The organism is Kitasatospora sp. Root107 (assembly GCF_001424875.1).
Taxonomy (GTDB): Bacteria; Actinomycetota; Actinomycetes; order Streptomycetales; family Streptomycetaceae; genus Kitasatospora.
Genome location: NZ_LMCT01000001.1, coordinates 727240 through 747331, shown reverse-complemented (window position 1 = coordinate 747331; position 20092 = coordinate 727240). Strand labels below are relative to the sequence as shown.

The 20092-nt window shown below is 70.9% G+C and carries 22 protein-coding genes; 15 read left to right on the top strand and 7 right to left on the bottom strand.

Annotation, left to right across the window (positions count from 1 at the left end; genetic code table 11):
• Positions 1-41: 41 nt before the first annotated feature.
• The 6 genes from ASC99_RS38235 (at position 42) to ASC99_RS03300 (ending at position 7565) form a co-directional block, all read left to right on the top strand.
• Positions 42-848: a hypothetical protein gene (locus tag ASC99_RS38235; protein WP_057227886.1), complete on the top strand. Its 807-nt coding sequence runs from the start codon at positions 42-44 to the stop codon at positions 846-848.
• On the top strand, positions 838-2088 hold the full coding sequence (locus ASC99_RS03320; RefSeq protein WP_057227885.1) for a hypothetical protein: 1251 nt from the start codon (positions 838-840) through the stop codon (positions 2086-2088). The genes ASC99_RS38235 and ASC99_RS03320 overlap by 11 nt, the downstream gene beginning before the upstream one ends.
• A gap of 7 nt (positions 2089-2095) precedes the next feature.
• Positions 2096-3664, top strand: a complete 1569-nt coding sequence (locus tag ASC99_RS03315; protein WP_057227883.1) for an SCO6880 family protein — start codon at positions 2096-2098, stop codon at positions 3662-3664.
• Between the two features lie 18 nt (positions 3665-3682).
• Positions 3683-5032: an ATP-binding protein gene (locus ASC99_RS03310; protein WP_057227881.1), complete on the top strand. Its 1350-nt coding sequence runs from the start codon at positions 3683-3685 to the stop codon at positions 5030-5032.
• A gap of 162 nt (positions 5033-5194) precedes the next feature.
• The gene (locus ASC99_RS03305; protein WP_057227879.1) at positions 5195-7012 is read left to right on the top strand and encodes a bifunctional UDP-sugar hydrolase/5'-nucleotidase; all 1818 of its coding nucleotides are present in this window, start codon (positions 5195-5197) and stop codon (positions 7010-7012) included.
• Between the two features lie 148 nt (positions 7013-7160).
• Positions 7161-7565: a nuclear transport factor 2 family protein gene (locus tag ASC99_RS03300; RefSeq protein ID WP_057227877.1), complete on the top strand. Its 405-nt coding sequence runs from the start codon at positions 7161-7163 to the stop codon at positions 7563-7565.
• Between the two features lie 12 nt (positions 7566-7577).
• Here the strand turns inward: ASC99_RS03300 and ASC99_RS03295 are convergent, their stop codons facing one another.
• The 5 genes from ASC99_RS03295 to ASC99_RS03275 form a co-directional block, all read right to left on the bottom strand.
• Positions 7578-9041: a cell wall metabolism sensor histidine kinase WalK gene (locus ASC99_RS03295; protein ID WP_235502722.1), complete on the bottom strand. Its 1464-nt coding sequence runs from the start codon at positions 9039-9041 to the stop codon at positions 7578-7580.
• On the bottom strand, positions 9038-9811 hold the full coding sequence (locus ASC99_RS03290) for a response regulator transcription factor (RefSeq protein WP_057227872.1): 774 nt from the start codon (positions 9809-9811) through the stop codon (positions 9038-9040). The genes ASC99_RS03295 and ASC99_RS03290 overlap by 4 nt, the downstream gene beginning before the upstream one ends.
• A 45-nt stretch (positions 9812-9856) precedes the next feature.
• The gene (locus ASC99_RS03285) at positions 9857-10945 is read right to left on the bottom strand and encodes a S1C family serine protease (RefSeq protein WP_057227871.1); all 1089 of its coding nucleotides are present in this window, start codon (positions 10943-10945) and stop codon (positions 9857-9859) included.
• Positions 10946-11033: 88 nt separating this feature from the next.
• The gene (locus tag ASC99_RS03280; RefSeq protein ID WP_057227868.1) at positions 11034-12077 is read right to left on the bottom strand and encodes a LacI family DNA-binding transcriptional regulator; all 1044 of its coding nucleotides are present in this window, start codon (positions 12075-12077) and stop codon (positions 11034-11036) included.
• A 115-nt stretch (positions 12078-12192) separates the two neighbouring features.
• Positions 12193-12924 (bottom strand): response regulator transcription factor, encoded by a 732-nt coding sequence (locus tag ASC99_RS03275; RefSeq protein ID WP_057227866.1) that lies wholly within the window; start codon positions 12922-12924, stop codon positions 12193-12195.
• 717 nt (positions 12925-13641) lie between these two features.
• Between ASC99_RS03275 and ASC99_RS03270 the strand changes: the two genes are divergently transcribed.
• The 6 genes from ASC99_RS03270 (at position 13642) to ASC99_RS03250 (ending at position 16751) form a co-directional block, all read left to right on the top strand.
• The gene (locus ASC99_RS03270; RefSeq protein ID WP_057228086.1) at positions 13642-13887 is read left to right on the top strand and encodes a MoaD/ThiS family protein; all 246 of its coding nucleotides are present in this window, start codon (positions 13642-13644) and stop codon (positions 13885-13887) included.
• Positions 13888-14040: 153 nt separating this feature from the next.
• On the top strand, positions 14041-14778 hold the full coding sequence (locus ASC99_RS03265) for a hypothetical protein (protein ID WP_157531342.1): 738 nt from the start codon (positions 14041-14043) through the stop codon (positions 14776-14778).
• Between the two features lie 185 nt (positions 14779-14963).
• Complete coding sequence (locus ASC99_RS42010) at positions 14964-15044, top strand: Ms5788A family Cys-rich leader peptide (RefSeq protein ID WP_369405619.1); 81 nt, start codon at positions 14964-14966, stop codon at positions 15042-15044.
• Between the two features lie 214 nt (positions 15045-15258).
• Positions 15259-16095, top strand: coding sequence for a sulfurtransferase (locus ASC99_RS03260; RefSeq protein ID WP_057227862.1), 837 nt, complete (start codon positions 15259-15261; stop codon positions 16093-16095).
• A gap of 30 nt (positions 16096-16125) precedes the next feature.
• Positions 16126-16416 carry a DUF1416 domain-containing protein gene (locus ASC99_RS03255; RefSeq protein WP_057227860.1) on the top strand — a complete coding sequence of 97 codons (291 nt, stop codon included), beginning with the start codon at positions 16126-16128 and terminating at the stop codon, positions 16414-16416.
• Between the two features lie 74 nt (positions 16417-16490).
• A complete protein-coding gene (locus tag ASC99_RS03250; protein WP_082598033.1) occupies positions 16491-16751 on the top strand; it encodes a DUF3099 domain-containing protein in 261 nt (86 codons plus the stop codon).
• 6 nt (positions 16752-16757) lie between these two features.
• Here the strand turns inward: ASC99_RS03250 and ASC99_RS03245 are convergent, their stop codons facing one another.
• Entirely contained in the window at positions 16758-17120 is a 363-nt protein-coding gene (locus tag ASC99_RS03245; RefSeq protein ID WP_057227858.1) for a DsrE family protein, read from the bottom strand.
• A 268-nt stretch (positions 17121-17388) separates the two neighbouring features.
• Between ASC99_RS03245 and ASC99_RS03240 the strand changes: the two genes are divergently transcribed.
• The 3 genes from ASC99_RS03240 to ASC99_RS03230 all read left to right on the top strand — a co-directional run bounded on the left by ASC99_RS03240 (position 17389) and on the right by ASC99_RS03230 (position 19470).
• The gene (locus ASC99_RS03240; protein ID WP_057227856.1) at positions 17389-17973 is read left to right on the top strand and encodes an FABP family protein; all 585 of its coding nucleotides are present in this window, start codon (positions 17389-17391) and stop codon (positions 17971-17973) included.
• Between the two features lie 80 nt (positions 17974-18053).
• The gene (locus ASC99_RS03235) at positions 18054-18503 is read left to right on the top strand and encodes a Fur family transcriptional regulator (protein ID WP_057227854.1); all 450 of its coding nucleotides are present in this window, start codon (positions 18054-18056) and stop codon (positions 18501-18503) included.
• A 10-nt stretch (positions 18504-18513) separates the two neighbouring features.
• Complete coding sequence (locus ASC99_RS03230) at positions 18514-19470, top strand: folate-binding protein YgfZ (protein WP_057227853.1); 957 nt, start codon at positions 18514-18516, stop codon at positions 19468-19470.
• On the opposite strand, the gene dtd is transcribed toward ASC99_RS03230, so the two are convergent.
• A complete protein-coding gene (gene dtd, locus ASC99_RS03225; protein ID WP_057227850.1) occupies positions 19467-19901 on the bottom strand; it encodes a D-aminoacyl-tRNA deacylase in 435 nt (144 codons plus the stop codon). The two genes, ASC99_RS03230 and dtd, sit on opposite strands and share 4 nt — an antisense overlap.
• Positions 19902-20092: the final 191 nt, after the last annotated feature.

Here is a 20092-nt window from a genome sequence, read left to right as displayed (position 1 = left end):
GCTTGGGCGCCCGTCGGGCTCCCCGTACCAGGAGGGCCGCCGTGCCGGTGTCCGACGACCAGCCGCACACCCGGACGCGGCTCCCGGTCGGCGAGCAGTCCGTCTACCAGTCGACGGGCCGTCAGCCCCGGCCGCTACGTACCCTGTTGACGGTGCTGCTGGTGGTGACCCTGCTGGTGGTGGCCATCTCCATCGCGAACCGGGACAAGCCGGACCCGGCCGGTGCCGCCTCGGCCGACCAGGTGGCCGCTCCGACGGTGGCTGCCACCGCGCCGTCGGGCCAACTGCCGGTCGCCACCGCCTCGAACGGCATCGGCGTCGGCCACCCGCACACCGACCAGGGCGCGCAGTCCGCTGCCGCCAACTATGCGGTGGCGCTCGGCTCGGCGGAGATGCTCCGGGCCGAAGGACGGCGCACCGTGCTGGCCACCATCGCCGACAGCACCAGCCAGGCCGCCCTGACCGCCCGGCTGGACGCGGCGTTCAGCAAGGAGACGCTCGGCCGGCTCGGCCTGGACGAGAAGGGCAAGGCCCCCAAGGGGCAGACCTTCGTCAGTCGGACGATCCCGGTCGGCACCAGGACCAGCAACACCGCCGACACGGCCACCGTGGTCGAGGTCTGGTGCACCGGTCTGCTGGGGCTGGCGGGGAACACCTCGGTGCTGCCGGTCACCGAGAACTGGTACACCCTCACCGTCACGATGCGCTGGACGGGAGCCGACTGGAAGTTGACCGACTTCGCCCGGCGTACCGGTCCGGCCCCGCTGCCCGGCGACCAACAGGCCGCCACCGCCGAGGAGATCACCGGCGCCGTCCAGGACTTCGGAGGCTTCCGCTATGCCCGTTGACGGTCACCGGCTCCGCCGGGCAGCCGTGCTGCTCGGTTCACTCCCGGTCCTGGCCCTGCTGGCCGCCCAGCAGGCCTGGGCCGATCCGGTGGTGCCCTCGCCGACACCCAGGTGCGACGTGCCGCTGCCGGGCGCGGGCAACGTCTGCAACGCGCCCTCCGGTGCCGCGGTGGTCCCCAGTGGCGGGGTCAGCGGTGTCAGTGGCGTCGGCGGTGGCATCACCGATCCACTCGGCTCGCTGGCCAAGGGCTGCGCCCAGGCCGCCGCGTACGTGGTGCGGGCGCTGTCCGGCGCGATCGACGGCACCACCCAGGTGGACTTCACCAACGCCGCCTTCCTCCAGCAGTACGCGGTGGTGTTCGCCGCCTCCACGGTGATCACCCTGGTGCTCTGGCTGCTCGCGGTGACCAAGCGCGCGGTCCGCGGCGCCTCGCTGGCCGGGGCCATCTCGGAGGCGATCGGCTTCCTCTGGCTGACCGTCATCGCCTCGGCCTTCACCCCGCTGATCCTCTACACCCTGGTCTCCGCCACCGACGGCCTGACCGACGCGATCTCGGCGGGCACCAAGTCCGACACCGGCACCTACCTGGGCGGCTTCGCGGACACCCTGGAGAAGGGGTCGATCGGCGGCGGGCCGCTGATCCTGATCATCATCTCGCTGGTCGCGGTGCTGGCCGCGGCGGTGCTCTGGATCGAGCTGCTGATCCGGGCCGCGATGCTCTACGTCGGGGCGCTGCTCGGCACCGCCGTGTACGCCGGGCTGGTGGACAAGCAGCTCTGGAAGCACGTCCGGCGCTGGGCCGGGGTGATGCTCGCGGTCGACCTGGCCAAGCCGATCATCGTGATCATCCTCGGCCTGGCCGGGGCGGTGGCCACCGGTGCCGGGGTCACCGACGACTTCTCCAAGGTGCTCTCCGGCCTGGCCATCCTGTTCCTGTCGATCTTCGCCAGCGCCTCCGTCTACCGCTTCGTCCCCGGTTTCGGCGACGAGATGATGCAGCTGCGGAACGCCAGGGCGAGCGCCGTCTCGGCCGGCTCCGCGATGATCAACGGCCCGGCCAACCTGGTCAAGCAGGGCATCTCCACGCACGGCTCGCGCGGCGGCCCGCAGACCGCCAACGCGTCCACCGGAGCGGGCGGCGGTTCGGTCGCCCCCGGTATCGCCGCGCACGGCTCCCGCACCCCCGCCCCACCGGCCCAGGCCCCCGCTCCGACCACCAACCCAGTGAAGGGAGCGTGACCGGCCAGTGAGCAGCGAACAGTACGGCGGAGGTTCCTACACCCAGCCGTACGTGCACCAGCGCCGCACCTATCTGATCGGCAAGTCCCGCCCGAACGCGCCGATCGGGCGCAACCGGGAGTCCGGGGAGATCGTGCTGATCATCTTCGGCGCCTTCCTCGGCATGGTGTGGGGCCTGGCGATGCCGGTCCTGCCGCTGCGGATCGCCGGTCTGATCGGTCTGCCGCTGCTCGCCGTGATGGCCGTCTACGTGCCCTACCGGCGCCGGACGTTCTACAAGTGGGTGGAGATCAACCGCACCTACCGCCGCACCGCGCGGGCCGGCCGGGGCCTCTGGCGGTCCGACGTGGTGGACGCCGGGACGCGGCTGGACGGCCGGGAGATCGAGATCGGCCCGCCGCCCGGCGTCGGGCGGCTGCGCTGGCTCTCCGCGCCGTTCGGTCCGGACGAGGTCGGGGTGCTGATGCACCTGGAGCGCCGTACCGTGACGGCCGCGATCGAGATCGAGGGCCCGGGCGTCGGGCTGCGCGACTCGGAGGACCAGGAGACGCTGGTCGACCGGTTCGGCACGCTGCTCAAGCACGTCGCCAACGGGGACGGCTTCGTGACCCGGCTTCAGATCCTGGCCCGGACGCTGCCGGCCGACCCGGACGCGCACGCCAAGGACGTCGAGCGCCGGGGCAATCCGTCCTCCCCCGGCTGGCTGCAGGACAGTTACGACCAGCTCCAGTCGATGGTCTCCACCTCCTCGGAGCAGCACCGGGCCTACCTGGTGGCCTGTATGCACTACACCCGGGACCTGGCGGCCGAGGCGCACGCGATGGGCCGCACCTCCGGTGCCCGGCGGGCCAGGGACGACGAGGGTCTGGCGGCGGTGATGGCCCGTGAGCTGACCGACATCTGCGCCCGGCTGGCCGAGGCCGACATCCGGGTCCGACAGCCGCTCGGCCATGCCAGGCTGTCCTCGCTGCTGCACTCGATGTACGACCCGGACCACCCGATCGACCACATCCAGGCGATGAGCCAGCGGAACGCCTGGCCGGCCGAGCTGGACGCCACCCACCAGCTGTTCCTGCAGGCCAAGACCCGTGAGTCGGCCACCAGGGAGCCGTGGTGCCACGCCACCGCCTGGATCAAGGAGTGGCCGCTCACCCCGGTCGGCGTCAACTTCCTGGCCCCGCTGCTGGTGCACACCCCGGACGTGATCCGCACCGTCGCCGTCACGATGGACCTGGAGCCGACCGACGTCGCGATCGAGCGGATGCTGACCGAGAAGACCAACGACGAGGCGGAGGCCAGCCGGGCCGCCAAGATGAACCGCACGGTGGACCCGCGCGACCTGGCGCACACCGGCCGGGTGGACCAGCGCGGCGACGACCTGGCCTCCGGCGCGGCCGGGGTCAACCTGGTCGGGTACATCACGGTCTCCTCGCGCAGCCCCGAGGCACTGGCCCGCGACAAGCGCACCATCCGCGCCTCGGCGGGCAAGAGCTACCTCAAACTGGAGTGGTGCGACCGCGAGCACCACCGGGCCTTCGTCAACACCCTCCCGTTCGCCACGGGCATCCGCCGCTGATTCCCGGGAGGACCACTGATGGCCATCGGAAGCCTGACCGACGCTTTCACCAGCCTGATGTTCGGCAAGGTGGAGACCACCCGGCTGCCCGTACGCACCTCCACCGGCCAGGCCCAGGCGGTGTACCTGCCCACCGCCGCCCCGGGGTTGGGCGACTCCGGGGTGATCATCGGCCGCGAGGTGTACAGCGGCAAGGGCTATGTCTACGACCCGTTCCAGCTGTACGGGCAGCAGCTGCCCGCCCCGCACTGGCTGGTGCTCGGCGAGTCCGGCAACGGCAAGTCGGCGCTGGAGAAGACCTACGTGCTGCGCCAACTGCGCTTCAAGGACCGCCAGGTGGTGGTACTGGACGCGCAGGGCGAGGACGGCGTCGGCGAGTGGAACCTGATCGCCAACGCGCTGGGGATAAAGTCCATCCGGCTCGACCCGATGGCCGCCCGGGACGGCGGCGTCAAGCTCAACCCGCTCGACCCGGCGATCACCACCACGGGCCAGCTGTCGCTGCTGCGCACCATCATCGAGGTGGCGATGGGGCGCGGCCTGGAGGAGCGGGCGGGCTTCGCGCTGAAGGCCGCGCACGCCCATGTACTGGCCACCGTGACGGACCGTCAGCCGGTGCTGGACGACATCATCACCACCCTGCGCAGCCCCGAGCTGGGCTCGACCGACTCGCTCGGGGTCGAGGTCAAGGACGTCCAGTCCTGGGGTCTGGACGTGGCGCTGGTGCTGGACCGGCTGGTCGACGGCGACCTGCGCGGCATGTTCGACGGCTCCACCACCGACGGCATCGACCTGGACGCGCCGCTGATCGTCTTCGACCTCTCGCACATCGACCGGAACTCGATCGCGATGCCGATCCTGATGGCGATCGTCGGGGTCTGGCTGGAGCACACCTGGATCCGTCCCGACCGGAAGAAGCGGATCTTCCTGGTCGAGGAGGCCTGGCACATCATCAACAGCCCGTTCGTGGCCCAGCTGTTCCAGCGGCTGCTGAAGTTCGGCCGCCGGCTCGGGCTGTCCTTCGTCGCGGTGGTCCACCACCTCTCCGACGTGGTGGACGGGGCGGCGGCCAAGGAGGCCTCGGCGATCCTCAAGATGGCCTCCACCCGGACGATCTACATGCAGAAGGCCGACGAGGCGAGAGCCACCGGCCGGGTGCTGGGCCTGCCGCGCTGGGCGGTGGAGATCATCCCGACCCTCTCCCCCGGCATCGCGGTCTGGGACGTGAACGGCAACGTCCAAGTGGTCAAGCACATCATCACCGAGGCCGAGCGCCCTCTGGTGTACACCGACCGCGCGATGACCGAGGACGCGGTGGCGGAGCGGGACCGGGCCGAGCGGCATCTGGAGGCCGAGCCGCGTAGGTGACGGGTGCTCAGTCTTCGACCGCCGAGTCGGATTCGTCTCCAGGAAACGCTCTCGTTACCTCCTGGGTCCTGACAGCTACGCGCGTTGACTCTAGGCTGCATCGGGTCACACCACCCTCGGCTCCCCCCACAGCGGAGCCCCAAACGGTGCAGGGGAATCCTCATGCCCAATGTCGGCCAGCTCGGCCGCTTCCGTCGGCCCGCGTACGCCGCGGCCGCCGCCGTCGGTCTTTTCGGGACACTGCTCGCGCCGGGCGCCGCCCAGGCGAACGGCTGGGACTGGGACTGGCACAAGCCGAAGACCGAGGACCTCCAGATCCTCGCGATCAACGACCTGCACGGGAACCTGGAGCCGCCGGCCGGCTCCTCCGGCAACATCAAGGAGATCGACCCGGCGACCGGCAAGGTGGTGGACACCCCGGCCGGCGGCATGGAGTACCTGGCCACCGCGCTGCGCCAGGCCCGCGAGGGCCACTCCAACACGGTCACCGTCGCGGCCGGCGACCTGGTCGGCGCCAGCCCGCTGGTCTCCGCGCTGTTCCACGACGAGCCCACCGTCGAGGCACTCAACAAGATCGGCCTGGACGTCACCAGCGTCGGCAACCACGAGTTCGACGAGGGCTCCAAGGAGCTGCTCCGGCTGCAGAACGGCGGCTGCCACCCGACCGACGGCTGCTACGAGGAAGGCCGCGAGTTCGACGGCGCGGAATTCCAGTACCTGGCCGCCAACGTCACCAACGAGAAGACCGGCCGCCCGATACTCAAGCCGTACTGGGTGAAGAACGTCCACGGCGTCAAGGTCGGCTTCATCGGCGCGACCCTGGAGGGCACGCCGAACATCGTCACCGCCGCCGGTATCCAGGGCCTCAAGTTCGGCGACGAGATCGAGACCATCAACAAGTACGCCAAGGAGCTCAAGCACCGTGGCGTGGACTCGATCGTGGCGCTGATCCACGAGGGCGGCTACCCCGCCTCCACCACCTACAACTACGACTGCGGCGCGGCCGGCCAGGGCATCTCGGGCCCGATCGTGGACATCGCCAAGGGCCTGGACCCGGCGATCGGCGCGATCGTCACCGGTCACACCCACAACGCGTACGCCTGCGCCATCCCGGACCCGAACGGCGAGCTGCGCTCGGTCACCAGCGCTGCCTCCTTCGGCCGCCTGTACACCGAGATCAACCTCAAGCTGGACAAGCGCTCCGGCGCCATCGTCCGCCCCTCGGTCACCGCCGCCAACCACGTGGTGCGCCGCACCGTCGAGAAGGCGCCGGACATCACCTCGCTGATCAGCCAGTACAGCAAGCTGGCGGCCCCGATCGCCAACCGCTCGCTCGGCTGGATCGGTGCCGACATCAACGGCCGTGGCTCCAGCGCCTTCGAGAAGCCGCTCGGTGACGTGATCGCCGACGCCCAGCTGGCCGGGCTCGCTGCGGCCGACAAGGGCGGCGCGCAGATCGCCTTCATGAACCCCGGTGGCATCCGGTCCGACCTGGTCTACAAGGCCAGCGGCGCCGAGGGCGACGGCGTGGTGACCTACGGCGAGGCGTTCACCGTCCAGCCGTTCACCAACATGATGCAGGTCAAGACCCTGACGGGTGCCCAGGTCATCCAGCTGCTCAAGGAGCAGGTCAGCGGCGGCAACACCGTCGCCCCGAAGATCCTGCAGATCTCCAAGGGCCTGACCTACACCCTGAACCTGAACAAGACCGGTGCCGACCGGGTGCCGGCCGACTCGGTCAAGCTGAACGGCGCCCCGATCAACCTGACGGCCAACTACCGGGTCGCGGCCAACGAGTTCCTGGCCGGTGGCGGCGACGGCTTCCCGACCTTCGCGGCGGGCACCGACAAGCTGGTCGGCGTCTCCGACCTGGACCTGTTTGCGGCCTACCTCGGTGCGAACTCCACCGCCACCGCCCCGCTGGCGGTCCCGGCGCAGGACCGGATCAAGATCATCGGCGTCGGCGAGGACCTCGACTGACGTCTGCTGACGGTCTGATGCAGTGAGAGGAGCACCCCTGCGGGGGTGCTCCTTTCGTGTGGGTGGGATGACGGTGATCTGTGAGTGGCGGCTGCGACCTTGGAGGGGTGACGGGCCGTACCGAGGCCCCGGGGGTTGGGAGTTGACCATGGATCAGTCGCTGGTGGACCGGATGTGGGAGTACCTGAACGCCGGTCTTGCGATGGACGTGGAGGCGCTGGACGCGCTCTACGACCCGGAGTTCGAGAACGTCCGGTTCGACGGGGCGGGGCAGGTGGTGACCCTGGTGAAGGAGCAGTTCATGGCCCGCTTCCGGGCGGTGCGTGCCCAGGGGCAGCGGGTCGGCGAGACGCTCGACGACGTCAGCTTCCTGACCACCAGCGAGTACGGCGGCCAGGGGACGATCGTCATGCGCCGGGCCGAAGAGGGTGTGCCGGTGCTCTACACCTTCGTGTGGCGACGGGAGCAGGGACGATGGACCACCCTGGTCCGGGAGTTCACCTTCGAACAAGACCTCAGCGGCCTGCTGGCGATGGTGCGGGCAGCCGGCTGACGGCCTGTCCGTTCACTCGGGTCGGGCCGGCTGGCCGGGGAGACGGACGGTGGCCAGGGTGCCCGGGCCGTCCGGGGGTGCACCGAGAGCGACCTCGCCGCCGGAGTCGCGGACGGTCTGGGCGACGATCGAGAGCCCGAGGCCGGAGCCGGGGAGCTGGCGGGAGGACGGGGAGCGCCAGAACCGGTCGAAGACGTACTGGAGTTCGTCCTGGGGGATGCCGGGGCCGTGGTCGCGGACGGTCAACCGGCCATGGTCCAGGGTGACTTCGACGGTGCCGCCGGGCGGGGAGTACTTGACCGCGTTGTCCAGCAGGTTGATCACCGCGCGCTCCAGTGCGGCGGCGTCGCCGTGGACGTACCAGGGGTCGATGGCGAGGTCGAAGTGCAGGCCGGGGCCGCGCAGCCGGGCCCGTTCGACGGCCCGTTCGGCGATCTCGTGCAGAGCAACCACGGTGGGGTTCTGCTCGGGCCTGGGGGAGTCGGGGCGGGACAGCTGGAGCAGGTCGCCGATCAGCAGGGTGAGCTCCTGCATCTGCGCCTTCATGTTGCCGAGCAGCTTGGTCCTGGTCGCCTCGGGGAGCGGGCGACCGGTGTCGTTGGAGCGGATCAGCAGGTCGACGTTGGTCCGGAGGGAGGTGAGCGGCGTACGGAGCTCGTGCCCGGCGTCGGCGATCAGCCGGGTCTGCCGGTCACGGGAGTTGGCGAGCGCGGTGGACATCGAGTTGAAGGAGGAGGAGAGCCGGGCGATCTCGTCGTCCCCGTGCACGGGGATGGTGGAGCCGACCTCCTCGGTACGGGCGATGTGCTCCACCACGTCGGTCAGTTGGTCAACGGGCTTGAGCGCTGAGCGCGCGACCAAGCGCCCGGTAACACCCGCACCCACCACACCGAGGGCGGCGACGCCGAGCAGGATGAAGGCGAGCTGCTGGAGCGAGTTCTCCACCGAGGCAAGCGGCTCGGCGGCCAGCATGACGTAGGTCTGCCCCTCGTTGGTGAAGGTCGACGCGCGCACCATGACCGATTCCCCGTTGGTGTACGCGCTCTCGTGGAAGACGTACGTCCCGGGCGCGGTGGTGGAGTTCAGCAGTGCCAGATCGGCCGAAGTGACCTTGATCGCGTGGCTGGAGCCGATCTGGAGGCAGATCTGCTGGTCCGGGGTGATCGCCTGGAGCGGCCAGCGGGGGCCGAGGGGCTGCCCGGCCGGCAGCTTGCCGACTGCGGCGGTGGCATTGGCCAGAGCCGAGTCCGGGGTGGCACCACAGGGCCAGTAGGTGGCCCCGGGTCGAGTACCGGCGTTCGGTGAGTTCGGTGCAGCCTTGAGGTTGCTCTGCACTTGGTCGTACAGCTGCCCCCTGACGATGAACCAGCAGGCCAGTGCCGAGAGCGCGATGGCGACCGCCACCGCGGCGGCGGTGAGCATGGCGAGCCGGCTCCGGAGGGAGCGGCTGCGGAACCAGCCCGTGAGTCGCTTCACGCCGCTGTGCCGGTTGCAGACCGGAGGGCGTAGCCGACGCCGCGGACGGTCTGGATCAGGCGGGGGAGGCCGCCCTGTTCGGTCTTGCGGCGCAGGTACATCACGTAGACGTCCAGCGAGTTGGAGGAGGGCTCGAAGTCGAAGCCCCAGACGGCCTTGAGGATCTGCTCCCTGGTCAGCACCTGGCGCGGGTGCGAGAGGAACATCTCCAGCAGCATGAACTCGGTCCGGGTCAGCTCGATCGGCTTGCCCTCGCGGGTGACCTCGCGGGTGGCGGTGTTCATCCGCAGGTCGCCGAAGGCCATCACCTCGGTGTCCTCGGCCTCCACCGCCGCGCGGGCGGCGGCCTCCGAGGCGAGGGCGCTGCGGCGGAGCAACGCCCGGACCCGGGCCAGCAGTTCGTCGAGTTCGAACGGCTTGGCCAGGTAGTCGTCGGCGCCGACGTCGAGGCCGGTGACCCGGTCGCCGACCGCGTCGCGGGCGGTGAGCATCAGGACGGGGGCGGTGTCGCCCCTGGCCCGCATCCGGCGGACGGCGGTGAGGCCGTCCATCCGGGGCATCATGATGTCGAGCAGCACCAGGTCGGGGTGGTCGCGTTCGACGGCGTCCAGTGCCTCGAAGCCGTCGGTGGCGGTGGTGACCTCGTAGCCCTCGAAGGCGAGGCTGCTCTCCAGGGCGTCCCGCAGGGCGGGCTCGTCGTCGACCACGAGGAGACGGGCGGTGCCGCCCGGGGTCTCGGCAGGGGTGCGGTCGTCGGCGGGGGGTGTCATCGGGGCGGGACCTTTCCTAGTCCGGTCGTCCTGTCATTGTCCGGCTCAGAGCTGCTGGCCGGCCTGCAACTTCGGCAGCACGTTCTTGATGTCGTTGATCGGGATGGCGAAGCCGAGGCCGACGCTGCCCGCCGTGCCGGAGTCGGCGGTGGAGCTGGAGCCGCCGGCGGAGTACATCGCGGAGTTGAGGCCGATCACCTGGCCGGCGGCGTTGATCAGCGGACCGCCGGAGTTGCCGGGGTTGAGCGCGGCGTCGGTCTGCAGCGCCTTGTAGTTGGCGGTCTCACCGCCCGACGAGCCGGTGCTGCGCTGGCCGGGGAGGTTGGGGAAGCCGAAGCCGCCGTTGCCGCTGGTGGTGGACTCGTCGACCTGGACGGTGACCGGGCGGTCCTTGGCGCTGATGATGCCGGAGGTGACGGTGCCGGTCAGGCCCTCGGGGTTGCCGATGGCGACCACCGAGTCGCCGACCTGGACTGCGTCCGAGTCGCCGAGGGTGGCGGTGCGCAGGCCGCTGACGCCACTGGCGGTGATCACGGCGACGTCCAGGGCGGCGTCGGTGCCGGTCACGGTGGCGCTCTTGGTGGAGCCGTCCTTGAAGGTGACGGTGAGCTGGCCGCCGCCACTGACGGCGCCGGAGATGACGTGATAGTTCGTCAGGATCTGGCCGTTGGCGGTGAGCACCACGCCGGTGCCGGTCGCGGTGCCCGAGCCGGACTTCACGGTGATCTGGACGACGCTCGGCGAGACCGCCGAGTTGATCGCGGTGACGTCGGCGCTGCCGTCGGACTTCGAGGAGACCGGGCTGACCAGCGTGCTGGAGCTGCCGCCGCCGGAACCGTCACCGGCGGCGATCACCCCGCCGGTGACGCCGCCGAGCAGCGCGGCCACCGTGGCCACGGCGGCGACCAGGGCGAGCCGGCCCTTGAGGAAGCCCTTACGGGCGTGGCCCGGCGGGGGCGTGGGCGGGGCCGGGGGAGCGGCGAAGTCCTCGGCGTACGGGCCGTGCGGGAGCACGGTGCCCTCGATCACGTGGGCGGTCGGCGGCTCGGTCGGCGGCAGAGACGGCTGCGGCGGGGTCCAGCCCGGGTAGCCGTACGGACCCTGGTCTTCGGTGTTGCGGTGCTGGTCGCTCATGCATCCAACGTCCGCCCGATTGATGAGAGCCGGATGAGAGCGCGGTCAGAGCCACCCGAGAAGCCCGTTGACTTCTCATAAAGCCTGGTCAGGCCTCGGTGGGGGCTCCGCAGCCGCAGGAACGGCGGATGACCAGCCGGGACGGGAACTTCCGGACCCGCTCGGTGTCCGAACCCGGCACCATCAGCGAGTCGTCCAGCACCAGGTCGACGGCGGCCCGGGCCATCGCGTCCCGGTCCGAGGCGACGGTGGTCAGCGGCGGGTCGGCCAGCGCGGCCTCCGGGATGTCGTCGAAGCCGGCCACCGCCAGGTCCTCCGGCACCCGCAGGCCGACCTCGCGGGCGGCCCGGAGCACGCCGATCGCCTGGTCGTCGGTGGAGCAGAAGATCGCGGGCGGACGCTCCGGGGAGCGCAGCAGCTTCACCGCGACCTCGTACGCGCCGTAGCGGTGGAACGGGGCGTCCACCAGGTTGGGCTCGACCGGCAGACCGTGCGCGTCCATCGCCCGCTGCCAGCCCTCCACGTGGTCGATCACCGGGTCGCCGGGGGCGGGCTGCTCGACCGGGCCGCCGAAGCAGACCACGTACGGGTGCCCGTGCACCTCCAGCAGGTGGCGGACGGCGGTCTCGGCACCGCCCACGTCGTCGGTGACCACCGCGACGTCGTCGATCGCCTCGGGGCGGCGGTGCAGCAGCACCACCTTCGCCCCCTCCATCGCGGCGAACTCCTCGGCGGCCCGCTGCGAGGGGCCCTGGCTGACCAGGATCAGGCCGGAGACCCGCATGCCGAGGAAGGCGCGGACGTAGTGCACCTCGCGGTCGTCCACGTAGTCGGAGTTGCCGATCAGCACCAGCTTGCCGCGCTCGGAGGCGGCGCGTTCGACCGCGTGCGCCATCTCGGCGAAGAACGGCTGCCGGGCGTCGGGGACGACCATGCCGACCAGGTTGGTCCGCCGGGAGGCCATCGCCTGGGCGACGCTGTTCGGCCGGTAGCCGAGCTGGTCGATCGCCGCGAGCACTTTCTCCTTGGTCGCGGGCGCGACCGGGCGCGGCCCATTGTTGATGACGTAGCTGACGACCGCGGTCGAGGTCCCAGCCAGTCGGGCTACATCGTCACGCGTCACCTTGGCCACGTGGGGAGTCTACGCGGGTGGCGCAAGGGGGGTGCGGGGGATGCCCGACCCGCCCCGGACAAGCCGGGGCGTAGTCGGACAAGCCCGGTCACGACGGATCGGCCGTGACGGACCGTCAGTACTCGCGGGCGGCCGGGGAGCGCTGCTCCAGGCCGGGCCGCTCGCCCTTGTCCGGCTTCTCCGGGATCACGAAGCGGTAGCCGACGTTGCGGACGGTGCCGATCAGCTGCTCGTTCTCGACGCCGAGCTTCGCCCGCAGCCGCCGGACGTGCACGTCCACCGTCCGGGTGCCGCCGAAGTAGTCGTAGCCCCAGACCTCCTGGAGCAGCTGGGCCCGGGTGAAGACCCGGCCCGGGTGCTGGGCCAGGTACTTCAGCAGCTCGAACTCCTTGAAGGTCAGGTCGAGCACCCGCCCCTTGAGCTTGGCCGAGTAGGTGGCCTCGTCGACGACGAGGTCGCCGTTGCGGATCTCCAGCGGGCTGTCGTCGGAGATCACCTGGAGCCGGCCCATCGCCAGCCGCAGCCGGGCCTCGACCTCGGCCGGGCCCGCGGTGTCCAGCAGGACGTCGTCGATGCCCCACTCGGCGGTGACGGCGGCCAGACCGCCCTCGGTGACCACCAGGATCAGCGGGCAGCCGATCCCGGTGGAGCGGAGCAGCTGGCAGAGGCTGCGGATCTGCGGCAGGTCCCGCCGGCCGTCCACCAGGATGACGTCGGCGCTCGGGGTGTCGACCAGGGCGGAGCCCTCGGCCGGGGCCACCCTGACGGTGTGCAGCAGCAGGCCGAGGGCCGGCAGTACCTCGGCGGAAGGCTGCAGCGCGTTGGTGAGGAGGAGGAGAGAACTCATACCCGGTAGTCCCCTTTCCGGGTCGTCGCGGTCGCAGCCGGCCGGCCGGGGGGCCGGTGGACGGCTGCGGTGAAGGTGGGGGAGCGGACGTCCGAGGGGTGAGATCCGACCGGTTCGTGAGCGCGCAGCACGGGCCGGGGCGTGCACCAGGAATCCCGCAACCCCTGACGCGCCGTCTCAGTCCTGCTCATCCGCGAACCTTCCGGTCTGCTCCCGCTGTACTCCCGCCCGGCCGGGCTCCCGCACACCGTTGTGCGGCTCCGGCCGACCGGTCCTCGCCGACGGCGGTGCGGGTGGGGCACCGTCCCGGGAGGCCATTCGTACGTGGCGTCCTGAAAACACAAAAGGACCCGGGGGCGACTCTGCCCAGGTCCCTCACGCCACGAGAATAGCCGACCACTCCCCGCACGGGGAGGGGCGCGCAACCGGTGGTTGGCCACATCGGGCCACTCCGGCCGTGACTCCCACCACGTCCGCGCCGTTCACCGGGGGCCGGAACGCGCCACGCGCGACCAGGGTCGTTACGGCATCCGGGGCCGGCCGGTCCATCATGGGAGCCGCACCGGCCGCACCGTACGTGTACACCTTTGGCGTGGGTGCCCCGGCAGCAGAGCCGGCGCACCGCACCGGGCGAGGACGACGAGGAGGGCTGCCATGGCAGCGAACACTTCCACCGCACGAGCGACGGCAGCCGGGGGCGCCAGGGTGACCGGCACCATCCGGTACTGGGCCGCGGCCAAGGCCGCCGCCGGGATCCCCGAGGAGCCGTACGAGGCCGCCACCCTCGGCGAGGCGCTCGCCACAGTGCGGCAGCGCCACGCGGACAACCCCAAGCTGCTCCAGGTCCTGGCCCACTGCAGCTACCTGGTCGACGGCCACCAGGTCGGCTCCCGCGACCACACCACCGTCCCCCTCACCGCCGACGGCACCATCGAGGCCCTGCCCCCTTTCGCAGGCGGCTGATCCTCGGCACACGGTGCTCGTGGCACACGCCAGGGGCTCGGGGAACTGCGACGCCGACCTCGGAAAAGGTGACCCGTGCGTAGGTGGCCAGGCACTTTTGCCTGTGACCCGGCGCCAGATCTCCTCGCAGTTCCCCGAGCCCCTGGACCGTAAATGGCTGATCCAGATTGGAACGAGATGGTCCTGACCGCCGCCCCCGCGAAGAGCGCCACGCCGATCGTGGAGCCGGGCCTGCGGCCCGCGCTGCTCACCGCAGGTCTGTGCGCCCTGCTCGCGGCGGCCACCCTGGGCGGCCGGTACGGCCTGACGGCCGGGCTGATGGTGGCTCAGGGGCTGACCGCGGTGGGGTGGTTCAGGCTGCACGGCATGTGGCCGGCCCGGCAGGGGATCGCCGGAGTGGCGCTGGCGGGCTTCGCCGCCGACGCAGCGGTGCTGGCGGGCGGGGCCGCCGGGCTTGCGGCGGCGCTGGGTGTCGGACTGGTGGTGGTGCTGGTCTGGCAGACGTTCCGGCCGGCCGATCCGGCGGAGCGGTTCTATGCGCTGACGGTGCTCGGTTCGGGCGTGCTGCTGACCGGGCTGATGGCGTCGCTGCTGCTCGCGGCACACGTCCCGGCCGCGCTGCTGGTGGTGGCGGTCGGCACGCTGCTGGCTACGGCCCCGGTCAGCGGGGCGCTCGGCCCGGTCGCTGCGGCGCTGCTGGGCGCGACCGCCGGGGTGCTGGCGGGTGGTCCGCCGGCCCTGGCGGGGCTGGCGGTGGTCGGTGCACTGGTCGGCCGCCGGGTGGCCTCGTACGACTTCCCGTCCCGGTTCGTGCACTTCACGGCGGGTGTGGCGCTGCCGCTCGCGGTGGCCGCGCCGCTGGCCTGGCTCGGGTCGCGACTGATCGGCTGACGTCCGCACTGCGAGACGCGTTGTCCAGGATCACCGTCGCCGGGTCCGCCGGCCCGGGTGCGGGAACGGGTCGGACCCGGTGCCGCCAGGGTGGGAAACCCTCAAATCTCACTATGCGAAGCAGATCGTCTCAGCATTCGACACGCTGATGACAGCGACCCGTCCGAGTCCCTAGCATCGTCTGCATGAAGCGACAGGCGGACCTCACGAAGCGGCGGGCGGTAGACCTGTGCCGCGTGGCTGCCTGCCTCTGTCGAATGCGCTGAACGGGCGGTTCTGACCGGTACGTCCGGCCCTGCCCACTCCCTGCCGATGGCTCTGACCAGGCAGCTTTATGCCTTGGACCGCCTCGGCGCCCCTGACTCCAGCTCGACCCTGGCACCCCTGTGCCGTCTCGGTATTCGGACAGAATTCCGGACGGCCGGTGCCGGGCACCTTGCCACCCCTTCCGCAGTACCGCCCCCGGATGGAGACACCACCATGAGCCGCAGTGACGTCCTGGTCGACGCAGACTGGGTCCAGGAGAACCTGGACAACCCGAAGGTCGTCGTCGTCGAGGTGGACGAGGACACCGCCGCGTACGAGCTGAACCACATCCGCAACGCCGTCCGGATCGACTGGAAGCAGGACCTCCAGGACCCGGTCCGCCGTGACTTCGTCGACCAGGCCGGCTTCGAGGCGCTGCTCTCGAAGAAGGGCATCGGCAACGACGACATCGTGGTGCTGTACGGCGGCAACAACAACTGGTTCGCCTCGTACGCCTACTGGTACTTCAAGCTCTACGGCCACGGTGACGTCCGCCTGCTCGACGGTGGCCGCAAGAAGTGGGAGCTGGACGCCCGCGAGCTGGTCGTCGAGGTGCCCGAGCGCGCCGCGACCGACTACAAGGCGCAGGAGCAGAACACCGCGATCCGCGCCTACCGCGACGACGTGGTGAACGCGATCGGCACCCTCAACCTGGTCGACGTCCGGTCGCCCGACGAGTTCGCCGGCCGCCTGCTCGCCCCGGCCCACCTCCCGCAGGAGCAGTCGCAGCGTCCGGGCCACGTCCCGTCCGCCCGCAACATCCCGTGGGCGAAGAACGCCAACGACGACGGCACCTTCAAGTCGGACGAGGCGCTCAAGGAGCTCTACTCCGCCGAGGGCGTCGACCTGGCGAAGGACACCATCGCGTACTGCCGCATCGGCGAGCGCTCCGCGCTCACCTGGTTCGTGCTGCACGAGCTGCTCGGCCAGGAGAACGTCAAGAACTACGACGGTTCCTGGACCGAGTACGGCAGCCTGGTCGGCGTGCCGATCGCCCTCGGCGACAACTGAGCCATCGAACCGTAGGAAAGGGAAGACGACATGTGCGGTGCGAAGGCCGGTGGGCCCGATCTGGCAGGAGTTGACGTGGCCAAGGAGACGATCATCCAGGGTTCGGTGACCCGCGACGGCGAGCCCGTCAACGGTTACGTCCGACTGCTGGACGAGGGCGGCGAGTTCACGGCCGAGGTGCCCACCTCGGCGACCGGGCAGTTCCGCTTCTTCGCCCGTCCGGGCAAGTGGACGCTGCGCGCGCTGGTCCCGGGCGCGACCGTGGACCGGGTCGTGGTCGCCTCCCAGGGCGCCCAGACCGAGGTCGCGATCGCGGTCTGACGACCCGACAGCTCCTTGACATACGACCGAGGGCCCTCTGCCGCGCAGAGGGCCCTCGGTCGTACCGTGGAAGGGTGCAGCAGCGCCGGAGGCACCTCTACTACTTCGTCATGATGGGCGTCTGCCTGACGATGTTCGTCCTGGCCTGGGGAGTGGTGCGGTTCTTCTCGGTGCCCGCCGCGATCGGGATGTGCGTGGTCGCGATGGTGATCCCGCCGGCCGCCGCGATCTTCGCCAACAAGCGCGACCCCGAGGACGACTGGTGGCAGGACCCGCGCTGGGACGACCCGGAGTGGGACGAGCCGGGCCACGACAAGGACCGTCCGGATCAGTAGCCCGGATCAGTAGACGAGTGCCTGCACGTCCTCGGCCATGATCTCCTGCACGAAGAGCTGGGCCCCGGCGATCCTGGCGCCCTCGATCAGGTCCTGCTCGACGATGCCCCGGCGCACCGCGCACTGGGTGCAGACGGTGACCTGCCCGGCCGCCAGCACCGCCTCCAGCAGGTCGGGCAGCGGTGCGGCGTGCGGCAGCTCGAACTCGGCGGCCCGGCCCGGCAGCGCGAACCAGGTCGACTCGCCGGTCAGCCAGAGCGAGACCTCGACGCCGCTGGCGACCGCGACGGCGGCCACCGTGAAGGCCTGCGAACAGCGCTCCGGCGCGTCGGCTCCGGCGGTGACCTTGATGACCAGCTTCTTCGGCATAGTGACACCCTAGCCACGACGTGGCGGGGCTCACCGAGACCGGCCCATACCGGGCCGATAGACTCACCCCGTCCTGCTCTGTACCGCAACGCCGCAATGGGAGCGCCCCGTGTCCGGTCTGGAATACTTCTTCGACGGTCTGCTCATCCTGATGGCCGTGCTGATCACCTGGTTCGCCATCTTCGCCGTCATGAAGCTGTACCAGGGCCAGCGCTGATCCCTGCCGTACGGTTGAGCCAGTCCCCTACCGACGACAGCGACCAGGAACATGATCGAGATCCCTTCTGACCTCCACAAGGACGTCGTCCCGCTGGCCTTCCTCCTCGGCACCTGGGAGGGCGCGGGCGTCTTCGACTTCCCCGGCGCCGAGAAGTGCAACTTCGGCCAGGAGATCGTGTTCCGGCACGACAGCCGTCCGTTCCTGGAGTTCCGCTCCCGCAGCTGGGTGCTGAACAACGAGGGTGAGAAGGTCCGTCCGCTGGAGACCGAGCACGCGTTCTGGCGGGTCACCAGCAACCAGCACGGCACCAGCGGCGAGCGCGAGATCGAGGTCTCCTCGGTCCGCGACGACGGCACCGTGGAGATCTGGTACGGCAAGCTGCACGACGGCAAGCCGCAGATCGACCTGGCCACCGACGCGGTCGCCCGGATCGAGGGCGCAGCCCCGTACAGCGGTGGCAAGCGGCTGTACGGCATGGTCGCCGAGGAGCTGCTCTGGGTCGGCGAGAAGGCCGCCCCCGAGGTGTCGCTGCGGCCGTACATGTCGGCGCAGCTGAAGAAGGTGCTGAACCCGGCGAGGCTGATCCAGGACATCGCGGACCTGCCGGACGACGGCATCGCCTTCTTCCGCTGAGCCAGTGGTGCACCGTAGGGGCCGGCCGGGTGGCCGGTCCCTACACTTGTCGCACGACCTAGAGCTAGGGCAGGCGCACCGTGGCTGAGACCGAGACCCCCTCCGACTGGAAGGCCGACCTGCGCCAGCGTGGGTACCGGCTCACCCCGCAGCGCCAGCTGGTGCTGGAGGCCGTGGACACCTTGGACCACGCCACGCCGGACGAGCTGCTGCACGAGGTCAGGAAGACCGCCAGCGGGGTCAACATCTCCACCGTGTACCGGACCCTGGAGCTGCTGGAGGAGCTCGGGCTGGTCTCGCACGCGCACCTGGGCCACGGCGCCCCGACCTACCACCTGGCCGGGCGGCACACCCATCTGCACCTGGTCTGCCGGGACTGCGAGAGCGTCACCGAGACCGACACCGCGATCGCCGCGCCGCTGATCGACAGCCTGCGCGCGGAGCACGGCTTCGACACCGACCTCAAGCACTTCGCCATCTTCGGCCGCTGTGCGGAGTGCACCGCCAAGCTCACCGGGGCACAGTCGTAAGCTTGCGGTCATGAAGAGTCCGCTGCTTGCCCTGCCCGGTGCCGTCCCCGCCGAAGGAGCCGACGAAGGGGTGGCCGCGCACTACGGCGGTCTCTTCCCCGAGCAGCGCGAACTGGCCGCCGGGCGTGGCTTCGTGGACCTCTCGCACCGGGGTGTGCTGAAGGTCACCGGCTCGGACCGGCTGACCTGGCTGCACCTGCTGATCACCCAGCATGTCAGCGCGCTGCCGCCGCAGCAGGCCACCGACGCGCTGGTGCTCTCGCCGAACGGGCACGTCGAGCACGCGCTCTACCTGGTGGACGACGGCGAGACCACCTGGGCGCACGTCGAGCCCGGCACCCAGCAGGCGCTGATCGCCTACCTGGAGAGCATGAAGTTCTTCTACCGGGTGGAGGTCGCCGACGCGACCGCGGACTACGCCGTGGTGTACCTGCCTGCCGGGTCCGAGGTCTCCGCCGAGGGTGCCGCGGCGGTGCGTGAACTCCCGTACGGGCGGGACCTGTTCGTGCCGCGCGCGGAGCTGGCCACGCTGACTGCGGGCTACGGCCCGGCGGCCGGGGTGTGGGCGTACGAGGCGCTGCGGATCGAGGGGCACCGGCCCCGGCTGGGCTTCGAGACCGACCACCGGACCATCCCGCACGAGGTGGACTGGCTGTCCACCGCCGTGCACCTGCAGAAGGGCTGCTACCGGGGCCAGGAGACGGTGGCCCGGGTGCACAACCTGGGGAAGCCGCCGCGTCGGCTGGTGCTGCTCAACCTGGACGGCACCGAGGAGAAGCTCCCGGTGCACGGCGCCGAGGTGCTCCGTCCTGGCCAGGACCGCCCGGTGGGCTTCGTGACCTCCTCGGCCCGGCACCACGAGCTGGGGCCGATCGCACTGGCCCTGGTGAAGCGGAACGTGCCGGTGGACGAGGTGCTGCTGGCGGACGGCGTGCCGGGCAGCCAGGACGTGATCGTCCCCGCCTAGATCTCCAGCAGGATGGTGAACGGGCCGTCGTTCACCATCGACACCTTCATGTCGGCGCCGAACCGGCCGGTCTCCACCGTGGCGCCGAGCGCCCGGAGTTCGGCCACCACGGCGTCCACCAGCGGCTCGGCCAGCGGGCCGGGGGCGGCCGCGTTCCAGGTGGGACGGCGGCCCTTGCGGGCGTCGCCGTAGAGGGTGAACTGACTGATCACCAGCAGCGGGGCGTTCAGGTCGGAGCAGGACAGCTCCGTCTCCCCGTTGTCGAACAGCCGCACCGACCAGAGCTTGCGGGCGAGTTGGGCCGCCTTCTCCGGGGTGTCGTCGTGGGTCACCCCGACCAGTACGCAGAGCCCGGGCCCCTCGATCGCGCCGACCGTCTCGCCGTCCACCGTCACGGCCGCCTCGGCGACCCGCTGTACCACTGCTCGCATGGGCCTCATTGTGCCGGAGCGGTACGGCCGTTCCGCAGGTGCGTGGCGGGCAGGTGGCGGGCGTGCAGCAGGGGCGCGCACGCCGGGGGCGCATTCCGCGCGCCGTCGGACGGGTGGTGCGGCCTGCGGATTGTTCCGGTCGTATCAGCCACCCCCCTTCGCCAGGGGGCCGTTCGGGTGCACGGGCGGTG

Bases quoted from the DNA above. Each gene is read 5' to 3' on its own strand.
- ASC99_RS03320 (WP_057227885.1), top strand. From the start codon at position 838: ATGCCCGTTGACGGTCACCGGCTCCGCCGGGCAGCCGTGCTGCTCGGT.
- ASC99_RS03310 (WP_057227881.1), top strand. From the start codon at position 3,683: ATGGCCATCGGAAGCCTGACCGACGCTTTCACCAGCCTGATGTTCGGC.
- ASC99_RS03305 (WP_057227879.1), top strand. From the start codon at position 5,195: ATGCCCAATGTCGGCCAGCTCGGCCGCTTCCGTCGGCCCGCGTACGCC.
- ASC99_RS03300 (WP_057227877.1), top strand. From the start codon at position 7,161: ATGGATCAGTCGCTGGTGGACCGGATGTGGGAGTACCTGAACGCCGGT.
- ASC99_RS03290 (WP_057227872.1), bottom strand. From the start codon at position 9,811: ATGACACCCCCCGCCGACGACCGCACCCCTGCCGAGACCCCGGGCGGC.
- ASC99_RS03285 (WP_057227871.1), bottom strand. From the start codon at position 10,945: ATGAGCGACCAGCACCGCAACACCGAAGACCAGGGTCCGTACGGCTAC.
- ASC99_RS03275 (WP_057227866.1), bottom strand. From the start codon at position 12,924: ATGAGTTCTCTCCTCCTCCTCACCAACGCGCTGCAGCCTTCCGCCGAG.
- ASC99_RS03265 (WP_157531342.1), top strand. From the start codon at position 14,041: ATGGCTGATCCAGATTGGAACGAGATGGTCCTGACCGCCGCCCCCGCG.
- ASC99_RS42010 (WP_369405619.1), top strand. From the start codon at position 14,964: ATGAAGCGACAGGCGGACCTCACGAAGCGGCGGGCGGTAGACCTGTGC.
- ASC99_RS03260 (WP_057227862.1), top strand. From the start codon at position 15,259: ATGAGCCGCAGTGACGTCCTGGTCGACGCAGACTGGGTCCAGGAGAAC.
- ASC99_RS03255 (WP_057227860.1), top strand. From the start codon at position 16,126: ATGTGCGGTGCGAAGGCCGGTGGGCCCGATCTGGCAGGAGTTGACGTG.
- ASC99_RS03245 (WP_057227858.1), bottom strand. From the start codon at position 17,120: ATGCCGAAGAAGCTGGTCATCAAGGTCACCGCCGGAGCCGACGCGCCG.
- ASC99_RS03240 (WP_057227856.1), top strand. From the start codon at position 17,389: ATGATCGAGATCCCTTCTGACCTCCACAAGGACGTCGTCCCGCTGGCC.
- ASC99_RS03230 (WP_057227853.1), top strand. From the start codon at position 18,514: ATGAAGAGTCCGCTGCTTGCCCTGCCCGGTGCCGTCCCCGCCGAAGGA.
- dtd (WP_057227850.1), bottom strand. From the start codon at position 19,901: ATGCGAGCAGTGGTACAGCGGGTCGCCGAGGCGGCCGTGACGGTGGAC.